The sequence below is a fragment of the Curtobacterium uvaldense genome (assembly GCF_028307415.1).
Classification (GTDB): domain Bacteria; phylum Actinomycetota; class Actinomycetes; order Actinomycetales; family Microbacteriaceae; genus Curtobacterium.
The window spans coordinates 14,013-33,256 of record NZ_JAQMHU010000017.1 but is presented as its reverse complement, the minus strand read 5'-3'; the positions used below and the strand labels follow the sequence as shown (position 1 = coordinate 33,256).

At 70.8% G+C, this 19,244-nt stretch carries 18 protein-coding genes and 1 riboswitch; of the genes, 9 read left to right on the top strand and 9 right to left on the bottom strand.

Annotated features, from left to right (window positions below; translation table 11 throughout):
* Positions 1 to 23: 23 nt before the first annotated feature.
* Complete coding sequence (locus PIJ49_RS11045) at positions 24 to 509, bottom strand: GNAT family N-acetyltransferase (RefSeq protein WP_066652748.1); 486 nt, start codon at positions 507 to 509, stop codon at positions 24 to 26.
* 68 nt (positions 510 to 577) lie between these two features.
* Here PIJ49_RS11045 and PIJ49_RS11040 point away from each other — a divergent pair, with 68 nt between their 5' ends.
* On the top strand, positions 578 to 1,456 hold the full coding sequence (locus tag PIJ49_RS11040) for a LysR substrate-binding domain-containing protein (RefSeq protein ID WP_271826610.1): 879 nt from the start codon (positions 578 to 580) through the stop codon (positions 1,454 to 1,456).
* A gap of 41 nt (positions 1,457 to 1,497) precedes the next feature.
* Here the strand turns inward: PIJ49_RS11040 and PIJ49_RS11035 are convergent, their stop codons facing one another.
* From PIJ49_RS11035 to PIJ49_RS11015, 5 genes are all read right to left on the bottom strand, one after another.
* Positions 1,498 to 2,784 carry a hypothetical protein gene (locus PIJ49_RS11035; RefSeq protein ID WP_271826609.1) on the bottom strand — a complete coding sequence of 429 codons (1,287 nt, stop codon included), beginning with the start codon at positions 2,782 to 2,784 and terminating at the stop codon, positions 1,498 to 1,500.
* A gap of 75 nt (positions 2,785 to 2,859) precedes the next feature.
* Positions 2,860 to 3,114, bottom strand: a complete 255-nt coding sequence (locus tag PIJ49_RS11030) for a hypothetical protein (protein WP_209683676.1) — start codon at positions 3,112 to 3,114, stop codon at positions 2,860 to 2,862.
* Positions 3,111 to 3,593, bottom strand: a complete 483-nt coding sequence (locus PIJ49_RS11025) for an FBP domain-containing protein (RefSeq protein ID WP_081985224.1) — start codon at positions 3,591 to 3,593, stop codon at positions 3,111 to 3,113. Before PIJ49_RS11025 ends, PIJ49_RS11030 begins: the two co-directional genes overlap by 4 nt.
* Before the next feature lie 48 nt (positions 3,594 to 3,641).
* On the bottom strand, positions 3,642 to 4,376 hold the full coding sequence (locus PIJ49_RS11020) for a M56 family metallopeptidase (RefSeq protein ID WP_271826608.1): 735 nt from the start codon (positions 4,374 to 4,376) through the stop codon (positions 3,642 to 3,644).
* 13 nt (positions 4,377 to 4,389) lie between these two features.
* The gene (locus PIJ49_RS11015; RefSeq protein ID WP_271826607.1) at positions 4,390 to 4,779 is read right to left on the bottom strand and encodes a BlaI/MecI/CopY family transcriptional regulator; all 390 of its coding nucleotides are present in this window, start codon (positions 4,777 to 4,779) and stop codon (positions 4,390 to 4,392) included.
* A 95-nt stretch (positions 4,780 to 4,874) separates the two neighbouring features.
* Positions 4,875 to 4,965: riboswitch (glycine riboswitch) on the top strand.
* A 170-nt stretch (positions 4,966 to 5,135) separates the two neighbouring features.
* Between PIJ49_RS11015 and gcvT the strand changes: the two genes are divergently transcribed.
* From gcvT to PIJ49_RS10975, 8 genes are all read left to right on the top strand, one after another.
* Positions 5,136 to 6,239 carry a glycine cleavage system aminomethyltransferase GcvT gene (gene gcvT / locus PIJ49_RS11010; protein WP_271826606.1) on the top strand — a complete coding sequence of 368 codons (1,104 nt, stop codon included), beginning with the start codon at positions 5,136 to 5,138 and terminating at the stop codon, positions 6,237 to 6,239.
* Between the two features lie 4 nt (positions 6,240 to 6,243).
* Entirely contained in the window at positions 6,244 to 6,621 is a 378-nt protein-coding gene (gene gcvH / locus PIJ49_RS11005; RefSeq protein ID WP_066652768.1) for a glycine cleavage system protein GcvH, read from the top strand.
* On the top strand, positions 6,618 to 9,533 hold the full coding sequence (gene gcvP / locus PIJ49_RS11000; RefSeq protein WP_271826605.1) for an aminomethyl-transferring glycine dehydrogenase: 2,916 nt from the start codon (positions 6,618 to 6,620) through the stop codon (positions 9,531 to 9,533). Before gcvH ends, gcvP begins: the two co-directional genes overlap by 4 nt.
* Before the next feature lie 402 nt (positions 9,534 to 9,935).
* Positions 9,936 to 11,564 carry a peptide ABC transporter substrate-binding protein gene (locus tag PIJ49_RS10995; protein WP_271826604.1) on the top strand — a complete coding sequence of 543 codons (1,629 nt, stop codon included), beginning with the start codon at positions 9,936 to 9,938 and terminating at the stop codon, positions 11,562 to 11,564.
* A 246-nt stretch (positions 11,565 to 11,810) separates the two neighbouring features.
* Positions 11,811 to 12,740: an ABC transporter permease gene (locus tag PIJ49_RS10990; protein ID WP_066652773.1), complete on the top strand. Its 930-nt coding sequence runs from the start codon at positions 11,811 to 11,813 to the stop codon at positions 12,738 to 12,740.
* Positions 12,730 to 13,680: an ABC transporter permease gene (locus tag PIJ49_RS10985; protein ID WP_066652788.1), complete on the top strand. Its 951-nt coding sequence runs from the start codon at positions 12,730 to 12,732 to the stop codon at positions 13,678 to 13,680. Before PIJ49_RS10990 ends, PIJ49_RS10985 begins: the two co-directional genes overlap by 11 nt.
* Positions 13,677 to 15,419 (top strand): dipeptide ABC transporter ATP-binding protein, encoded by a 1,743-nt coding sequence (locus PIJ49_RS10980; protein WP_066652791.1) that lies wholly within the window; start codon positions 13,677 to 13,679, stop codon positions 15,417 to 15,419. Before PIJ49_RS10985 ends, PIJ49_RS10980 begins: the two co-directional genes overlap by 4 nt.
* A gap of 62 nt (positions 15,420 to 15,481) precedes the next feature.
* Positions 15,482 to 15,985, top strand: a complete 504-nt coding sequence (locus PIJ49_RS10975; protein ID WP_271826603.1) for a PH domain-containing protein — start codon at positions 15,482 to 15,484, stop codon at positions 15,983 to 15,985.
* A 174-nt stretch (positions 15,986 to 16,159) separates the two neighbouring features.
* Here PIJ49_RS10975 and PIJ49_RS10970 read toward each other — a convergent pair whose 3' ends face one another.
* The 3 genes from PIJ49_RS10970 to PIJ49_RS10960 all read right to left on the bottom strand — a co-directional run bounded on the left by PIJ49_RS10970 (position 16,160) and on the right by PIJ49_RS10960 (position 19,146).
* Entirely contained in the window at positions 16,160 to 16,705 is a 546-nt protein-coding gene (locus PIJ49_RS10970; RefSeq protein ID WP_271826602.1) for a PH domain-containing protein, read from the bottom strand.
* A 212-nt stretch (positions 16,706 to 16,917) separates the two neighbouring features.
* Positions 16,918 to 17,394 (bottom strand): peroxiredoxin, encoded by a 477-nt coding sequence (locus PIJ49_RS10965; protein ID WP_251154698.1) that lies wholly within the window; start codon positions 17,392 to 17,394, stop codon positions 16,918 to 16,920.
* Positions 17,395 to 17,463: 69 nt separating this feature from the next.
* Positions 17,464 to 19,146 (bottom strand): ABC transporter family substrate-binding protein, encoded by a 1,683-nt coding sequence (locus PIJ49_RS10960; protein WP_251154699.1) that lies wholly within the window; start codon positions 19,144 to 19,146, stop codon positions 17,464 to 17,466.
* Between the last annotated feature and the right edge of the window lie 98 nt (positions 19,147 to 19,244).

The following is a 19,244-nucleotide window of genomic DNA, read 5'->3' as shown; positions in this document are numbered from 1 at the left end:
ATCGCGACGCTACCGGCTCGGGGTCAGACCAGGTCGAGCACCATGTGGACGTCCGCGCGGGCGTACGGGCTCGGCACGATCTCGTCGTGTCCGAGGTGCCGGAAGCCGAACGCCTCGTACAGGTGCACCGCGCTCGCCAGGGCGCTGTTGCTCTCGAGCGCGACCCGCTGCGCGCCGAGGGACCGGGCGCGGTCGAGTGCTGCGGCGATGAGCTTCCGCCCGGTGCCGTGCCCCTGGTGCACCGGCGAGACCGCCATCTTGACGAGTTCGAACACGCGCTCGCCCACGGGCATGATCCCGATGCAGCCGATGACCTCGTGGTCGAGCCGCGCGACGAACACCGCACCGCCGGGCTCGATGATGCGGCCGATCGGATCGCCGAGGATCGCGCGGTCCTCGTCCTCGAGCGTGAAGTACTGCTCGATCCACGCCTCGTTGAGGGTGCGGAACGCCGTGGCGTCGGCGGCGGTCTCGAACTCGGCGATGGTCAGCGTGGGCGTCTCGGGCACGGTCCCATCCTCGACCAGCGATCTGATCGCGTCCAATACTCGTTCCCGCGCATCGATAAGCTGCGTGCATGGACGTCGACCTGCGGCAGCTCCGGGCGTTCCTCGCCGTCGCCGACGAGCTGCACTTCGGGCGGGCTGCCGAACGGCTGCGCATCGCCCAGCCCGCGCTCTCGCAGCAGATCCGACGGACCGAGCGTGACCTCGGGGTGGACCTGTTCGTCCGCACCTCGCGCAGCGTCGCGCTCACCGCCGCCGGTCGGGTGCTGCAGGGCCGTGCGCGCTCGCTGCTCGACCAGGCAGCGCGCGACCTGGACGAGATCGTGCGGGTCGGACGCGGTGAAGCCGGACGGCTGGACGTCGGGTTCGTCGTCTCGGCGTTGCCCCTCGGTCCGATCGAGCGCGTGCAGGCCTTCCGGCAGCGGTACCCGCTCGTCCGCGTCGAACTCACCGAGGGCTACTCGTCGACGCTGCTCGCCCGCATCGTCCGCGGCGAGCTCGACCTGGCGGTCCTGCGCGACCCCGACCCGGACCCCGCCGTGCGGTTCCTGCCGTTCCGCTCCGAGCCCTTCGTCGCGGCGGTCCCGCACGGGCACCGGCTCGCGGAGCGGGTGTCGATCCGCGGCGCCGAACTGGTCGACGATCCGTTCGTGTTCTTCCCGGCGATCGCCGGTGCGGTCGCGACCGAACGCAACCTCGCGCCCGTGGTCGTCGACGGACGGCGACCCGAGGTCGTGCAGGAGGCCACGACGTGGGCCACCGTGCTCCACCTGGTCGGAGCGGGGCTCGGTGTGACGATCGCCCCGGAGAGCGCGACCCTCGCGGCACCCGACACCGTCGTCCTGCTCCCGCTGCAGGACGACCCGCACCGCAGCGAGCTGGTCTGGGCCGTCCGCGTCGACGACGACCGCGAGATCCTCCGCAACTTCATCGCGGCCACCGAGCCCTGAGCTGTGCCCCGCCGCAGCACCGAGCCCGCTCCAGGGTGGCGTCAGCGAGCGCAGACGGACCGGACGTGCAGGCTGATGCCCTCGGTCGTGCCGCGGATGTCCGCGCTCGCGACGCCGTGGGGTGTCGGGTCGTCGGCGGTCCACAGGTCGAGTCCCGACGCCCGGCCGCTCATCGTCAGTCCCGCGGCCGTCCAGGTCGCCGTGACCCGGTCGAACGGCACCTGCGCGTCCCGGTAGCGGGTGAAGACCGGGACGACGGCGGACGCGACGGCCCGCGTCCCCTGCTCGTTCCCGAGTGCCTCCCGGCCCACCGCGCACGGTTCGATCGTCGTCGTCACCTCGGCGGCGACACCGGTGCGCTCCACGGACTGCGCCGCGAAGGACCGCACGGCCTCGGTCTCGGCGGTGACGTCCGCCGGTGCCCACGGCAGGGCCGGCGCCTCGAGGTCCTGCGGCTCCGCGGACCCGAGGGGGAGTCCGAGCAGTCCCTCGGTCGTGGCCTCGGCACCGCCCGGGCCCGTCAGCGAGAACGCGGTGCGCGGGGCGGTCCCGGCCTCGGCGGCCTCGTCGGGTGTCGTGGCGAGCACCGCGGCGGTGGCGGCCGGGTCCGGTACGGTCGCGCGCAGCGAAGGCCGTGCCGGTCCGCCGTCCACGCTGCGGTCGTAGCGCGTCCCGGCCTCGGAGCGGACGTCCCGGGCACCGACCCGGTCGAGCACGCCGAGCACGGCCTGTCCGGGCTGCAGCGCGTCGACCTCGACGGAGGAGTCGCCCGACTCCACGGTCACGGAGCGTCCACCGGCATCCGCGCGGACCCGGCGCACGGTGTCGGTCCAGGACGGCAGGTCCACCGCGGTCACCCGCGTCGCGTACCGATCAGCACGGACAGCGCGGACGAACGACTCGGTCCGCAGGCGGTCCGCCACGTCGACCAGTCCCGCGTCGAGCGGGTCGACGACCCCCGCCGCCCGGTCGTCGCCGGCCGGCACCGAGAGGTCGACGATGAGTGTCGTCCCTGGCACGGGGTGGGCCCCTCGAGCAGACGCCGCGCTCCGCACCGCAGCCGCCACACCGAGGTCGCTCGACCGCGCCTGCACGGTGACGTCGGCGAGCCAGTCGGTCGGGTGGTCCTTCTCGTCGACCTGGCGCACGTCGCCTTCGGCCCCGGCCACGTCGGGCAGCGTCCGGAGGTCGTCGAGCAGCGCGCCGAGGGCGTCCTCGGACCCCTTCGGCGGCGGGGTCTCGAGGAACCCCCTGGTGCACCCGCCGAGCAGGATCGTCGTCAGCAGGGCGAGGAGGACGGCGAGTGCGGCCGGTCGTACGGTGGTCACGGCACCGACCCTAGGAATGCCGGGCCGACGGCAGCGCTCGGCCGCGACGTGGTGTGCCCGAGGACACACGGTCGCTCACCCGAGCGGTAGCACCGGTGCGCGCTGGTCGCCGAGTTCGTCCTCGTGCCACGGCCGCGCACCGCGGAGCGTCAGTCCGAGCTGCACCAGGACGAACGCCACGTGCGGCTCGACGTCCGGGTCCCACGGCCCCTCGACCCCGAGGCCGAGCGCGCCGAGCTCGTCGTCCGCCTCGTCGCGGATGCTGAGGCGCCAGCGCCCGTCGCCCTGTTCCTCGACGACGGCCCACCGCGCGGTGGCGAACCGGCTCACGCGGTCTTCGCCACGTCCTCGGTGAAGTTCCGCACGCGCCCGAGCAGGGCCTCGCCGCGCATCGCGATCGTCGCGGGCGGGTTGAGGTGCGGCGGCGCCGTCCGGATGAGCATCGAGCAGCCGAGGTCCTCGCAGATGTAGGACCCGATGGTGTTGCCGTTCCGGCCGGACTCACCGGCGCGGGCGGCGGAGAACAGGCGGACCTGCGTCGCCGGCTGCGGGGAGTGGCAGAACGAGCACATCGCGGCGATGCCCGGGCGGAGCGAACCGCCGGCGGAGCGGACGACGATGCCGACCGGGCGATCGTCGATCCACGACACGATGTAGCCGCGTCGGGCGGCCTGCGGGTCGCGCCAGCCGAGGAACTCGCGCTCGTCCCACAGCATCTCGTGCAGCCCCGGGATGGGGAGCTGCTCGAGCTCGTCCGGGGTGGCGTTCACGAACGACGAACGGATGTCTGCTTCGGTCAGTGGCTTCACGGTGCCTGCCACCCTATGCCTCGCCCCCGACATGCGTGACCGGTGGGCTCAGCGCAGCCGGGAGGCACGGACCGCCCCGAGCGCGCTCGTCCCGTCCGCCACGAGCACCGCCCGGCGCAGGGCGTCGCGTCCGACGCGTCGGGCCGCCGCGTCGTCGGCCGCGAACTCGACGAGGACGCGCGTCGAGCGCGCCATGGCGCGCGCCCCGGGCACCCACGGGACCGCACGCTCGATGGACTCGGCGACCGCGACGGCCACCGCGTGGCGCTGCGTCAGGTGGGCGCGCTCGTGGGCGACCACGGCCTCCAGTTCGTCGGTCCGCAGCAGGTCGGCGAGCCCGGTGCTCACGAGCACACCGCCGGACCGACCGGGGACCGCGCAGGCGAGCGCGTGGTCCGCCTCGACCAGGGCGACGGTGGTGCCGTCGATCTGCCGGTGCGGAGCGGTGCCCGACCGCATGGCCTGCCGCACGGCCTCGTGCTCGGCGCCGGGACGGACGCGGACCGCGACGACGAACGCTGCCACGCCGAGGAGTGCGACGCCGAGGTTCAGGCCGTGCGTCGGGGACTCGGTCAGCCGGAAGGGGTCGAACGGCCGGTCGGCCGCGACGACGAGGGCGACCCCGACGACGAAGCCGACCACGCCGAGCAGGACCGCGACGGACCACGAGACCAGCGCCGTGCGTGGGTGGTCGATCGTCCAGGCGGACCGGGTCAGGACGCGCGGGGCGACCACCACGACGACGAGGGCGAGGGCGATGAGGGCGACTCCGACGACGACCACTGCTCGGTTCCGGTCAGGAGCGGGCTCGGGCGTCGAGGGCGCGGCGCAGGACGTCGAGGTCGTCCGAGGCGAGCGATCCGGTGAACTGGAGCAGCGCGGCCTCGCGGTCCGACGCGGCGGCCAGCGCGTTCGACATCAGCGAGGCCGTCTGCTGCTCACGGCTGTGCACGGCGCGGAAGGTCAGCGGGGCCTCGGCGTGTTCCTGCCGCTCGACCTGGCCCTTGCGTCCCAGGCGGTCGAGCACGGTCAGCACCGTGGTGAGCGCCGGTCGCGGCTCCGGGAAGGCGTCCAGCACCTGCCGTGCCGTGCACCCGTCCGAGACGCCGCGGTCGGCCGCAGCGCGCAGGGTCTCGAGGACCGCCTGCTCGAGCTGCCCACGGGGGCGCGATCGCTGTCCTGCCATCCCCGCATTCTACGAGACGTCGAAGGGTCGACCACGACACATGCCGGAAACGCGGGGTCGGTATGCTCGGGCCTGCACAACTCAACACCGGCCGCACACCCGCCGCGGGAGAGCCGAGCGCACGCGCACGGCACCGAAGGAGCAACCTCCCCGTCAATCTCTCAGGTCCCACACCGCAGCGGACAGGCCACTCTGAAAAGCAGACACGCGTCCCCGCCGGGCCCGCGCGGCGTCTCGCCCACGGTGAAAGCCGCCGGACCTCACGGGCCGCGGTGAAACTCTCAGGCCCATGACAGAGGGGGAGTTCCCACCCGACGACGGCCGTCGGGTCCTGCCGATGCCAGGAGAACTCCGTCATGCGTTCCTCCCCACTCGAGTCCGCGCACGAGGCTGCGGGCGCCACCTTCACCGACTTCGCCGGGTACCGGATGCCCGTGCGGTACTCGTCCGACCTCGCCGAGCACCACGCCGTGCGTCAGGCCGCGGGCGTCTTCGACCTGTCGCACATGGCCGAGGTCGGCGTCGTCGGCCCCGACGCCGTGCCGTTCCTCGACCACGCGCTCGCCGGGTCCTTCGGCGCGATGCCCGTCGGTCGCGCGAAGTACTCGCTGCTCCTCGCCGAGGACGGCGGGATCCTCGACGACCTCGTGGTCTACCGCACCGGCGAGGACGTCTTCCTCGTCGTGGCGAACGCCGCGAACCGCTCCGTCGCGGTCGATGCGCTCGTCGCGCGCTCGGGCGGCCACGACGTCGAGGTCACCGACGACTCGGACACCACCGCCCTCGTGGCGATCCAGGGTCCGGCCGCGGCGGGGACGCTCGACGCCCTGGTCGTGGCGGACCGCCTGCAGCCGGAGACCCCGCTCGACGAACTCCGGTACTACCGCGTGCTGCACGCGCTGTTCGACGGCGCCGAGGTCCTCGTCGCCCGGACCGGCTACACCGGCGAGGACGGCTTCGAGATCTACAGCGACACCGACGTCGCGTCGTCGATCTGGGACGCCCTGCTCGAGACCGGCGCCGACCGCGGCGTCGTGCCCGCCGGGCTCGCCGCGCGGGACACCCTGCGGCTCGAGGCCGGCATGCCGCTCTACGGGCACGAACTGTCGGCCGAGGTGCGACCCGCCCAGGCCGGTCTCGGTCGTGTCGTCGCGACCTCGGGCTCGTTCGTGGGGGACGCCGGCGTGGTGCCCGCCCCCGGCGCCCGCGTGCTCGTCGGCCTCGTGACCGAGGGACGCCGTGCGCCGCGCGCCGGGTACGACGTCGTGCACGACGGGCAGGTCGTCGGCACCGTCACGTCCGGGGCGCTCTCGCCGACGTTGGGACACCCCGTCGCCATGGCCTTCGTCGATCCGACCGTGGCCGGCGAGGGACAGCTCCTGCACATCGACGTGCGCGGGACCGCGATCCCCAGCACCGTCACCCCCTTCCCCTTCTACCGCCGCACTCCGAGAGGCTGATCCCGTGACCGACCAGACCGCACTGCAGTACACCGCCGACCACGAGTGGATCCTCGTCGAGGGCGACACCGTGACCGTCGGCATCACCGACCACGCCGCCGAGCAGCTCGGGGACGTCGTCTACGTCGAGCTCCCCGCCGTCGGCACCACCACGACCGCCGGCGAGCAGATGGGCGAGATCGAGTCGACCAAGAGCGTCGGCGAGCTCTTCGCCCCGATCGAGGGCGAGGTCGTCGCGATCAACGACGCCGTGGTCGACGCCCCCGACACCGTCAACCAGGACCCGTTCGGCGCCGGCTGGCTCGTGAAGCTCAAGGTCGAGGGCACCTCCTTCCCCGAGGACCTGATGGACCACGACGCGTACCGGGCGTCCCTCGCATGACCGGCGCGCAGCAGAACCTCCAGACGTCCTTCGCCGACCGGCACATCGGCACGACGAGCGCCGACCAGCAGGTCATGCTCGACGTGGTCGGGCAGCCGTCCCTCGACGCCCTCGTCCGCGCGGCGATCCCGGAGTCGATCCACGCCGCGCCCACCACCGACACGGTCGTCCCCGCGGCCGTCGGTGAGACCGAGGCGCTCGCCGAGCTCCGCGCGAAGGCCGGGCGGAACACCGTCCGTCGCGCCATGATCGGCCTCGGCTACCACGGCACCCACACGCCCGCGGTGATCCAGCGGAACGTGCTCGAGAACCCGAGCTGGTACACGGCGTACACGCCCTACCAGCCGGAGATCTCGCAGGGCCGGCTCGAGGCGCTCATCAACTTCCAGACGATGGTGTCCGACCTGACCGGCATGGCCACCGCCGGCGCGTCGATGCTCGACGAGGGCACGGCCGTGGTCGAGGGCATGCTCCTGGCCCGTCGTGCGTCGAAGGTCAAGGGCGACGCGTTCCTGGTGGACGCCGACCTGCTGCCGCAGACCCGCGCGCTGCTCGACCACCGTGCCGACGCGGTCGGGATCGCCCTGCGCGAGTTCGACGCGGCGACCGGGCCCAGCGACGACGACCTGGACGGCGTCTTCGGCGTGATCGTGCAGTACCCCGGTGCCTCCGGGCGCGTGGTCGACCCCTCGACGACCATCGAGCGCGTGCACGCCGGTGGCGGCATCGCCGTGGTCGCGGCCGACCTGCTCGCGATGACGCTCCTGGCGAGCCCGGGCGACCTGGGTGCCGACGTCGCCGTGGGCACGAGCCAGCGCTTCGGCGTCCCGCTCGGCTTCGGCGGCCCGCACGCCGGGTACCTCGCGGTCCGTGCCGGACTCGAGCGGCAGCTGCCCGGCCGGCTCGTCGGCGTCTCCTTCGACGCCGACGGACAGATGGCCTACCGGCTGAGCCTGCAGACGCGTGAGCAGCACATCCGTCGCGAGAAGGCCACGAGCAACATCTGCACCGCGCAGGTCCTGCTCGCCGTGATGGCCTCGATGTACGCGGTCTACCACGGCCCCGAGGGGCTGCGCTTCATCGCGGACCGCGTGGCCCGGACGACCTCGGCGCTCGCCGACGTCGCCCGTGCGGCGGGGCTCGAGGTCGTGCACGAGCACTGGTTCGACACCCTGACCCTGCGGGCTCGCGGGCGCGCGGCAGCGATCGTCGACGCCGCGCGCGACGCCGACCGCCTGCTCCACCTGATCGACGCCGACACCCTCCAGCTGTCGGTGGACGAGACGACCACACCCGAGGACGTGACGGCGCTCGCCGACGTGTTCGGGGCGGTGGACGTGACCGTCCCGTCGACCGAGGGCGCCGTGCGCGACGCGGCCACGGGCCTCCCGTCCGACCTGCTGCGCAGCAGCGAGTACCTGACGCACCCCGTGTTCAGCGCGCACCGCAGTGAGACCCGCATGATGCGGTACCTCAAGCACCTGGCCGACAAGGACTACGCGCTCGACCGCGGCATGATCCCGCTCGGCAGCTGCACCATGAAGCTGAACGCGGCGACCGAGATGGCGGCGGTCACCTGGCCCGAGTTCGCGAACGTGCACCCGTTCGCCCCGCGCGAGGACGTCGAGGGGTACCTCGACATGATCGGCGACCTGGAGACCTGGCTGGCCGAGGTCACCGGGTACGACACGGTCTCGTTGCAGCCGAACGCCGGCAGCCAGGGCGAGCTCGCGGGGCTGCTCGCGATCCGGGGCTACCACCGGTCCCGCGGTGACGTCGACCGCACGGTGTGCCTCATCCCGTCGAGCGCCCACGGCACGAACGCCGCGTCCGCCGTCCTCGCCGGCATGAAGGTCGTCGTCGTGGCCTGCGACGAGGACGGCAACGTCGACCTCGCCGACCTCCGTGCCAAGACCGCGCAGCACGCCGACACCCTCGCCGCGCTGATGATCACCTACCCCTCGACGCACGGCGTGTACGAGCACGACGTCCGCGAGGTCTGCGACGCCGTGCACGAGGCCGGTGGCCAGGTGTACGTCGACGGTGCCAACCTCAACGCACTGCTCGGGCACGCCCGGTTCGGCGACTTCGGCGGCGACGTCTCGCACCTCAACCTGCACAAGACGTTCTGCATCCCGCACGGCGGCGGCGGCCCCGGCGTCGGCCCGGTCGCGGCGAAGGCGCACCTCGCGCCCTTCCTGCCGGCGCACGCCTTCGCCCAGGACCCGGACCGGCGACCCGGATCGACCTCGGACGGGCGACTCGCCCACGCCGGTGGGCCGGTCTCCGCAGCGCCCTACGGCAGCCCGAGCATCCTGCCGATCACCTGGACCTACGTCCGGATGATGGGACTCGAGGGCCTCACCCGGGCGACCGAGGCCGCGGTCCTCGGTGCGAACTACATCGCCGCGCGGCTCCGTGACGCGTTCCCCGTGCTCTACACGGGGGAGTCGGGGCTCGTCGCCCACGAGTGCATCCTCGACCTGCGCCCCCTGCGCGAGTCGTCCGGCATCACGGTCGACGACGTCGCGAAGCGCCTGGTGGACTACGGCTTCCACGCCCCGACGATGTCGTTCCCGGTCGCCGGGACGCTCATGGTCGAACCGACCGAGAGCGAGGACCTCGCCGAGCTCGACCGCTTCGTCGACGCGATGCTGGCCATCCGTGCCGAAGCGGCAGCCGTCGAGCGGGGGGAGTGGCCGGCGGACGACAACCCGCTCGTGCACGCCCCGCACACCGCGGCGTCCGCGATCTCGGGGGAGTGGACGCACCCGTACACGCGGGAGCAGGCCGTCTACCCCGTCCCCGGGATCAGTGCGCGGAAGTACTGGCCACCGGTCCGCCGGATCGACCAGGCGTACGGCGACCGGAACCTGGTCTGCGCGTGCCCACCGATCGAGGCGTTCGCCTGATCGGGCCCGCCGCCCGTGTCACACGGCGGCGGTCCCACCCCTGAGCGCGTAGCGTGTGCCCTGTCCGGAGATCCGGGCAGGGCACACGTGCGCCAGGGGGTGTGCGCCGACGGTTCCGGACAGCGGGATGTCGGAGCGCTCCACCTCCGTCCGAGGGCTGCTCGGCTAGCCCATCGCTGTGCGCTCGTGCAACAACTTCGTTGCAGAAGCAACAAACCCGCTCGCGCCTCGTCAGGGCGACCGAATCTTGCATCCTCCCGCAACGATCCTGCAACTTGGTTTCCGGTTTGTAACCGATGGCCGCAGGGTTTGGTCGGCGGTCCGAGCACTGCCTACAGTGCAAGGACAAACGCGCCCGGCAGCACCTCTGTGCCTGGCGCGTCCCATGCACCAGGAGGAACCTTGATCAAGAAGCGCGCTGGGCTCTCTGCCCTCGCCGTGCTCGGGGCCACAGCAATCGCCCTGACCGGCTGCTCCAGCAACGGAAGCGGCAACGGCGGTGACTCGGGCTCGACGAACGCGTCCGGGATCGTCACCACGAACGGCTCCGAGCCCCAGAACCCGCTCATCCCCTCGAACTCCACCGAGACCGGTGGCGGCAAGATCATCACGTCGATCTTCGAGGGCCTCGTCTCGTACGACGCCGACGGCAAGCCGGTGAACGAGGTCGCGAAGAGCATCGACACCGATGACTCCAAGACCTACGACATCACGCTCAACACGGGCTACACCTTCACCAACGGCGAGAAGGTCACGGCCGAGTCGTTCACGAAGGCGTGGAACTGGGCTGCCCAGAAGTCGAACGCGCAGGGCGCGAGCTACTTCTTCGAGAACATCGAGGGCTACGACGCCGACAAGGACTCGGAGCTCACCGGGCTCAAGGTCAAGAGCGACGACGAGTTCACCGTCACGCTGAAGTCGGCGCAGTCGGACTTCCCGCTGTCGCTCGGCTACTCGGCCTTCATGCCGCTCCCCTCGGCGTTCTACGACGACACCAAGGCGTTCGGCGAGAACCCGATCGGCAACGGCCCGTACAAGCTCGACGGCAAGGGTGCGTGGACGCACAACCAGTCGATCAAGCTCGTCACCAACGAGGACTACGCCGGCAAGCGCAAGCCGAAGAACGGTGGTCTGACGATCACGTTCTACACCTCGCAGGACACCGCCTACGCGGACGTGCAGGGTGGCAACCTCGACGTGCTCGACGCGATCCCGGACAGCGCCTTCCAGACCTACAAGTCGGACTTCCCCGACTCGAACGTCAACCAGGCCGCGGCGATCTTCCAGGGCTTCTACCTGCCCTACTACCTCGACCACTGGAAGGGCGAGGAGGGCAAGCTCCGTCGCGAGGCCCTGTCGATGGCGGTCAACCGCAAGCAGATCACCGACAAGATCTTCGACGGCACCCGCACCCCGGCCAAGGACTTCACGTCCCCGGTCATCAGCGGCTGGAACGGCGACCTCAAGGGCTCCGACGTCCTCGACTACAACCCGGACGAGGCGAAGAAGCTCTGGGCGCAGGCCAACGAGATGTCGCCGTACGACGAGACGCTCACCATCGCCTACAACGCCGACGGCGGGCACGAGGCATGGGTGACCGCGGTCACCAACTCGATCTCGAACACGCTCGACATCAAGGCCGAGGGCAAGGCGATCCCGACGTTCCAGGAGGCGCTCGACGCCCAGACGCAGGACAAGCTCACGGGCGGTAGCCGCACCGGTTGGCAGGCCGACTACCCGTCGCTGTACAACTTCCTCGGCCCGACCATGGGTGAGGGCTCGTCCAGCAACTACGCGCGCTACGACTCGGCCGAGTACAACGAACTGCTCGCCAAGGGCCGTTCCGCCTCGACCGTCGAAGAGGGCAACAAGTACTTCGACCAGGCCCAGGAGCTCCTGTTCCAGGACCTGCCGGAGATCCCGCTGTGGTACGCCAACGTGACCGGCGTCTGGTCGGCCGACAACGTGAAGAACGTCAAGTTCGGTTGGGACTCCGTGCCGCTGTACTACGACATCGAGGTCACCAAGTAACACCGGTGTCACCGCGGTCGAGCACCGCGGAGACACATCGCGAGCAGGTATCCTGCTCCGCGGCCACCGGACGGGGGTCCGGAGACCAGACGGTCTCCGGGCCCCCGTACCTCGGCGGCAACACAACCCCCACCACCGCGGGCGCCGCCGCCCGCACCGGACACCCGTGCCGACCCGCGAGCCGTCCACCCCTCACGACATGAACCTGAACGACACGCGCGCCGCTGCGCAGGGCCGAGCGATCTGATGCTCTGGTACCTCGGCAAGCGCCTCCTGCAACTCATCCCCGTCTTCTTCGGGGCCACGTTCCTCATCTACTTCATGGTCTTCTCGCTGCCCGGCGACCCGATCGCCGCGCTGTTCGGCGACCGTCAGCCGTCGCCGCAGGTGATCGAGCAGCTCCGGCAGCAGTACAACCTGGACAAGCCGTTCCTCGTCCAGTACTTCCTGTGGATCGGTGGCGTCTTCCGCGGCGACCTCGGACTGACCTACTCGGGCCTGCCGGTGTCGCAGCAGCTCGCGTCGGCGTTCCCGATCACCGCGCGTCTGGCGCTCCTGTCCCTGCTCTTCGAGGCCGTCGCGGGCATCGTCGTCGGTGTCATCGCGGGTCTCAAGAAGGGCAAGTGGTTCGACACCTCCGCGCTCGTCGTCTCGCTGCTGCTCATCTCGGTGCCGACCTTCGTCGTCGGCTTCCTGCTGCAGTACGTCTTCGGCATCCAGCTCGGTCTGTTCCGCGTGACCGTGTCGGGTCAGGCACCGTGGTCGGAGCTCGTGCTCCCGGCCGTCGTGCTCGCGACCGTGTCGTTCGCGTACATCGTGCGGCTCACGCGCGCGAGCGTCGCCGAGAACATGAACGCCGACTTCGTCCGGACCGCCACCGCGAAGGGCCTGCCCCGTCGTCGCGTGGTCGGGGTGCACATCTTCCGCAACTCGCTCATCCCCGTGGTGACCTACCTCGGTGTCGACATCGGCAACCTGATGGTCGGCGCGGTCGTGACCGAGGGCATCTTCAACATCAACGGTGTCGGCGGCACGGTGTTCCGCGCCGTCAAGCTCGGCGAGGGCCCCACGGTCGTGTCGTTCGTCGCCGTGATGGTCATCATCTTCATGCTCGCCAACCTCCTGGTCGACCTGCTCTACGCCGTCCTGGACCCGAGGATCCGCTATGCCAAGTAACGCCGAACCCCGCTCCGCGACGCACTACGTGGCGCCGATCGAGGAGACGCCGCTCCAGGCCGTCGACCAGGTCGACGAGACGGAGAAGACGCGCTCGACCTGGACCGACGCGTGGGACTCCATGCGTGTCCGCCCGACCTTCTGGATCTCCTCGGTCCTGATCCTGCTCGTGCTGGTCGTCGCGGTCTTCCCCGGCCTGTTCACGCACGTGGACCCGCGCGCCGCGAACCTCGACTTCAGTGACGAGGGCGCCCGCCCGGGTCACCCGCTCGGGTACAACCGCCAGGGCTACGACGTGTACGCCCGTGTCATCTGGGGCGCACGCAGCTCGGTCATCGTCGGCCTGGTGGCCACGATCCTGGTGTCGCTCGTCGGCATCATCATCGGTGCCCTCGCCGGCTTCTACGGCGGCTGGCTCGACACGATCGTCTCCCGCATCGGCGACATCTTCTTCTCGATCCCGACCATCCTCGGTGCGATCGTGATCATGTCGGTCATCCCGGCCCGCAACGCGATCACGGTGGCCCTCGTGCTCGCCGCGTTCGCGTGGCCGCAGATCGCCCGCATCATGCGCGGTGCGGTGCTCAGTGCGAAGCAGTCCGACTACGTCACCGCCTCGGCGGCGCTCGGCGTCAGCCGCTTCACCACGCTCGTCCGCCACGTGATCCCGAACGCGATCGCCCCGGTCATCGTCATCGCCACGGTGTCGCTCGGGTCGTTCATCGTCGCCGAGGCCACCCTGTCGTTCCTCGGCATCGGGCTGCCCCCGTCGGCGCTCAGCTGGGGCCTCGACATCGGGACCGCGCAGACGTCGATCCGCACCAATCCGTCGACGATCTTCTGGCCGTCCGCCGCCCTGTCCATCACCGTGCTCGCGTTCCTGCTCCTCGGCGACGTGGTCCGCGACGCGCTCGACCCGAAGGCGAGGGCCCGTCGATGACCGAGACGCTCACCGATCCCACCACCCGTCGTCCGGCCGGTTCCGGCGCCCCGCTGCTCGAGGTCTCCGGCCTGCAGGTCGGGTTCCGCACGCAGAGCGGTCTCGTGCAGGCCGTGCGCGGCGTCGACTTCACCCTCGAGCAGGGCGAGCGTCTGGCGATCGTCGGCGAGTCCGGTTCGGGCAAGTCGACCAGCGCCCAGGCGATCATCAAGCTGCTCGCCGGCACCGGCGAGGTCACCGGCGGGTCGATCAAGTTCAACGGGCGTGAGCTCGTCGGCCTGTCCGACAAGGAGATGGCCGGCATCCGCGGGAAGGAGATCGGCTACGTCCCGCAGGACCCGATGTCGAACCTCAACCCGTTGTGGTCGATCGGCTTCCAGGTGGAAGAGGCCATCAAGGCCAACGGCATGGCCACCGGTAAGCACGCGATCCGCGCCCGCGCGGTCGAGGTGCTGCAGGAGGCCGGCCTCGGCGACGCCGCCACCCGGCTCAAGCAGTTCCCGCACGAGTTCTCCGGCGGCATGCGCCAGCGCGTGCTCATCGGCATCGGTCTGTCCAGCCGCCCGCAGCTGCTCATCGCGGACGAGCCGACCTCGGCGCTCGACGTCACCGTCCAGCGGATCATCCTCGACCACCTCGAGACGCTGACCCGTGACTTCGGCACCTCGGTCCTGTTCATCACGCACGACCTCGGCCTCGCCGCCGAGCGTGCCGAGAAGCTCGTCGTGATGTACAAGGGCCAGGTCGTCGAGTCGGGTCCGTCCAAGGAGATCCTGGCCAACCCGCAGCACCCGTACACGCAGCGCCTCGTCGCCGCGGCGCCCTCGCTCGCGAGCCGTCGCATCCAGTCGAAGGTGCAGCACGCGCGGGTCGACATCGCCGACGCGGGCAGCGAGGACGACGAGCTGATCGCTCGCGCCCAGGAGCGCGAGCACCGTCCGGCGCAGGACCTCATCGTGGTGAAGAACCTGCAGAAGGTCTACAAGCTCCGCGGGAAGAACCTGCAGTCCCGCGAGCTCAAGGCCGTCGACGACGTCTCGTTCGCGATCCCGAAGGGCACCACCACGGCGCTCGTCGGCGAGTCGGGCTCGGGCAAGTCGACCGTCGCGAAGCTCGTGCTGCAGCTCGAGTCGATCAGCGGTGGTTCGGTCACGTTCGACGGCATCGACATCGGCGCCCTCAAGGGCAAGGACCTGTTCGACTTCCGTCGCCGTGTGCAGCCGGTCTTCCAGGACCCGTACGGCTCGCTGGACCCGATGTACAACGTCGGGAACACGATCGCCGAGCCGCTCGCCACGCACAAGGTGGGCGACAAGGCGAGCCGCCGGGCCCGCGTGCTCGAGCTGCTCGACCAGGTCGCGCTGCCGAAGTCGATGGTGAACCGCTACCCGAACGAGCTCTCCGGCGGGCAGCGGCAGCGCATCGCGGTCGCGCGTGCGCTGGCGCTCAAGCCCGAGGTCATCGTGCTCGACGAGGCGGTCTCGGCGCTCGACGTGCTCGTTCAGGGACAGATCCTCGACCTGCTCACCGAGCTGCAGACCGAGCTCGACCTGACGTACCTCTTCATCACGCACGACCTCGCCGTCGTCCGCCTCGTCGCGGACAACGTCTGCGTCATGCGGAAGGGGCAGATCGTCGAGAAGGCGACGACCGACGAGGTCTTCGCGAACCCGAAGGAGCAGTACACGAAGGACCTGCTCGCCGCGATCCCGGGTGCCGGGTTCGAGTTCGGGCGCTGATCCCGCTGCACCACCCCGAGGCCGGACGTCCCGTCGTCCTCCGCGCAGGTCGCGGAGGGGCGGTGGCGTCCGGCCTCGTCGTCGTCCTGGGGGTGTTCCTGCTCGCCGACGCCGCGGTACGGGGGAGTTGGGACGTCGTCTGGGTCGCGGTCGGCCCGGTCGCCGCGATCGTGTGGGCGCTCTGGCTGCTCACCGTCCGGCCGTCGGTGCGGCTCGACGACGACGCGCTCACGGTCGTGAACCCGATGCGCACCACCCGCGTCCCGTGGGCTGCCGTCACCGACGTCCGGCTGCGCTGGCAGATCGTGGTGCAGACCGCCGACGGGCGCTCCGTCACCTGCCGCGGCGGGCCGTCGATCCGCGGGTCGCGTCCGGTCCGTCGTGGGCAGCTGTCCGTGCCGCAGGAGCCGGAGGAGCTGCGGACGATCCGCCAGCGCTGGCGCGCACGCCGCGCGGCCGCGGCACCCGACAGCGACGTCCGCCGCGGGTGGGACCGTCCCGCCGTCGTGACCGGGGCGGCGGTCGCGGTCCTGCTGCTGGTCTCCGCGGGCGCGCTGGCGGTCTGACGCACCACGGGGCGGTCGGGAGGCTCTGCGCGGTCCCGCCACGCGCCTCCCGTCCGCCGACGGGATGGCCGGGAGGCTCTGCGCGGTCCCGCCACGCGCCTCCCGTCCGCCGACGGGATGATCCGGAGGCTCGACGCGGTCCCGCCACGCGCCACCGGGCCGTTGCGTGCTCGTCTAGAGCTGTGCGCCGGCCATCGACGCGGCGACACCGAGCACGATCATCGCCGTGACCGTCCACCCGTGCACGCGGTGGACGATGGTCGCGGCCTCGACGGTCGCCGGCGGCGGTCCGTCCTGCACGACCGGCGCCGGCACGTGCGCGCGGAGGACGTCTGCGGCCTCCCGCACGTCGGCGGCCGTCGTCGCGCCGTCGCCCGGCCGACGGATCCCGAGCGCGGCGGTCGGCCGCGTCGCGAGCCAGGTGCGGCGGACGCCCTCGGTCGTGACCACCTCGATGCCGTACTTCGTGCGGACCTCCTGCACGCGGCGCCAGGGGTAGGTGCTCGTGCGGCGGACGTCGACGATCGTCAGCGTCTCCTCCGTGAGCTCGAACCGCGGGCGCCAGAGCACGGCCCACGCGATGAACGCGGTGAAGATGCTCGGGACGGGGACGAGCAACGGGTTGCCGCCGGTCAGGAGCGCGAGCGGCACCAGCACGACCGCGACGACCCACAGGACGACGGCGAACAGGCGCATCCGGGGCGCGACGACGGTGCTCATCCAGGCCATCGTAGGGGAGTGGGCGGGGTCGAGAGCGCCTCCCCGGGGACGTCCGGGAGCGGGTGTGACACACCTGCGCGTACCGCCGGACGACCCGGTTCCCCGGAGAGGCGGGTCCGTTGCGGACCTCGTCCGTCCATGGTCGGCACCGCCACGCCCGGGTGTCAACACCCGGTGCCCGATCTTCAGGAACGCTGGTCCGTCCCGCGCGGTCAGACGAGTCGTTCGACCTGCTCGCGGATGGTGTCGGCCTTCGGGAAGCGCAGGCCGACGAGCCCGACGTGGCGCCAGCGGACGATGCCGTCGGCATCGATGACGAAGACCGAGCGGCGGAGGCCGATGCCCGGCGCACGGACGCCGTAGGCCCGCGCGACGTCGCCGCCGGTGTCGCTCAGCAGCGGGAAGGTGAGGGACGCACCGCGGGCGAAGTCCTCGTGCGAGTCCAGTGCCTGCGGGCTCACACCCCAGACGACGGCCCCGAGGTCGGTGAACTCGTCGAGCTCCTCCTGGTAGCTGCAGAGCTGGGCCGTGCAGACGGGCGTGGCGTCGCCGGGGTAGAAGGCGAGGACGAGCGGACGGCCGATGACCGCGGACAGGGCGTACTCGTCGTCCGTGCGGGTGCCGTTCCGGACGACGAGTCCGGGCAGGGAGAAGTCGGGCGCGGTGTCGCCCGGCTCGGGGATGCTCATGCCCTCACAGTAGGACAGGGAACGGGCCCGGTCGCGTGGTGCGACCGGGCCCGTCCTGGTGTCGTGCTGCTACTTGGTGAACCCGACCTTGGTCCAGTCGATGTTCTGCGCGCCCGCGAACGCGCCGTAGTTGGCGAGCTTCGGGTTCTGCGCGACGAGGGCAGGCTTCGCGGTGATCGGCATCGAGTGCCCGATCGCCCAGACCTGCTTGTCGACCTTGTTCCAGATCGCGTTCGCCTTCTCGGTGTCCGGCTCGGCGACCGCCTGCGCGATGAGCTTGTCGATCGCGTCGTCACCGATGCGGCCGTAGTTCTGACCGGTGTCGCCGGTTTGGTAGATCGACGCGCTGCTGGAGTGGAAACCGGTGCCGCCCCAGACGAAGATCGTCATGTCGTAGTTGCCCGGCGTGACGTACTGCTCGAAGAAGTCGTCCACCGCGACGGACTTGAGCTTCAGCTCGATGCCGACGTCCTTGAGCTGCTGCTGCATCACCTCGGAGAGCTTCTGCGACGAGGTCGCACCCGACGGGATCGTGATGGACAGCGAGAGCGTCTTTCCGCCCTTCTTGCGGTACTGGCCGTCGGTCTTCCAGCCGTCGTCGTCGAGGATCTTCTTCGCCTTCTCGACGTCGAAGGTGCCGTTCGGGTCGGTGTTCGCCTCGTAGCCGTCGTCGGTCGACAGGAAGACGTGGTTGTCGAGCGTGCCGAGCTTGTACGGCAGGGTCCCGCCGATGACCTGCGCCAGCGCTTCCCGGTTCACCGCGTGCTGGATCGCGAGTCGGAGCTGCTTGTCCTTGAGGATGCCCTTGGACGAGAAGTCGACGTGCGTGTACTGCGCCGAGGTCGAGGCGTAGACCTTCGAGTTCTTGGCGTCCTTGACGCGGTCGAACCGTTCCGAGGTCGTCGTCAGGACCGAGTCGATCTCCTTGTTGAGGTAGGCGTCGACGTCCGCGTTGCCGTCGAGCGACCGGAAGATGACCTGGTCGAGCTTCGGCTTGTCACCCCACCAGTTCTCGTCGGGGACGATCGTCACGGTGCCGGCGGTCTCGTCGAGCTCGGACACCTTGTACGGGCCCGAGGAGACCGGGACCTTGCCCTTGTACGCCTCGTTGAACTGCTCGGGGGTTCCGGTCTGGCTGGCCGGGTAGAGCGGGGTGAAGAGCGACTTCCAGTCGGAGAACGGCTTGTCGAAGACGACCTTGACGTCCTGGTCGGACGACCCCTTCGTCACCGAGGCGATGTCCTCGTACCCGGTGGTCGACCCGACCAGGTAGTCCGGGTTCGTCCCGTTCAGGGCCTTCCACTCGTTCTCGAAGTCCTTCCACGTGATGGGGGACCCGTCGTTCCACTTCGCCTTCGGGTTGATCTCGTACTCGATCGTGAGCGGGTCGTCGCTCGTCGCCTCGGCCTTGGAGACGTAGTCGGTGTCGAGCTGCGGGGCGCCCTTGCCGTCGATCACGTAGATGAACGGCATCGTCGCCTGTTCGATCGTGGAGGCGTCGACCAGGGCGCCGTCGACCTGGTTGTAGTTCCACTGGGTGATCCACTGCGAGATCGGCAGGCGGAGCGTGCCGCCGTCCTGCAGGTCCGAGACGGGCTGCTCGTTGATCTGGGCCGAGGTGGGCAGGGTCTTCTTGCCCGAGTCGTCGGAGCCGCTGCCGGACCCACCGTTGGATCCGTTCGAGCAGCCGGTGGCGACGAGAGCGAAGCCGGCGAGTGCCGCCGTCAACGCCAGGACTTTCCTGTGCTTCATGGTCTTCCCCTCGTGAAGTTGTGGATCACCATACGGCCCCCGCGCGGGGGCAGTCGACCCGTTCTGTTGCAAACACCAATTCGTTACGCGGGGAGTGG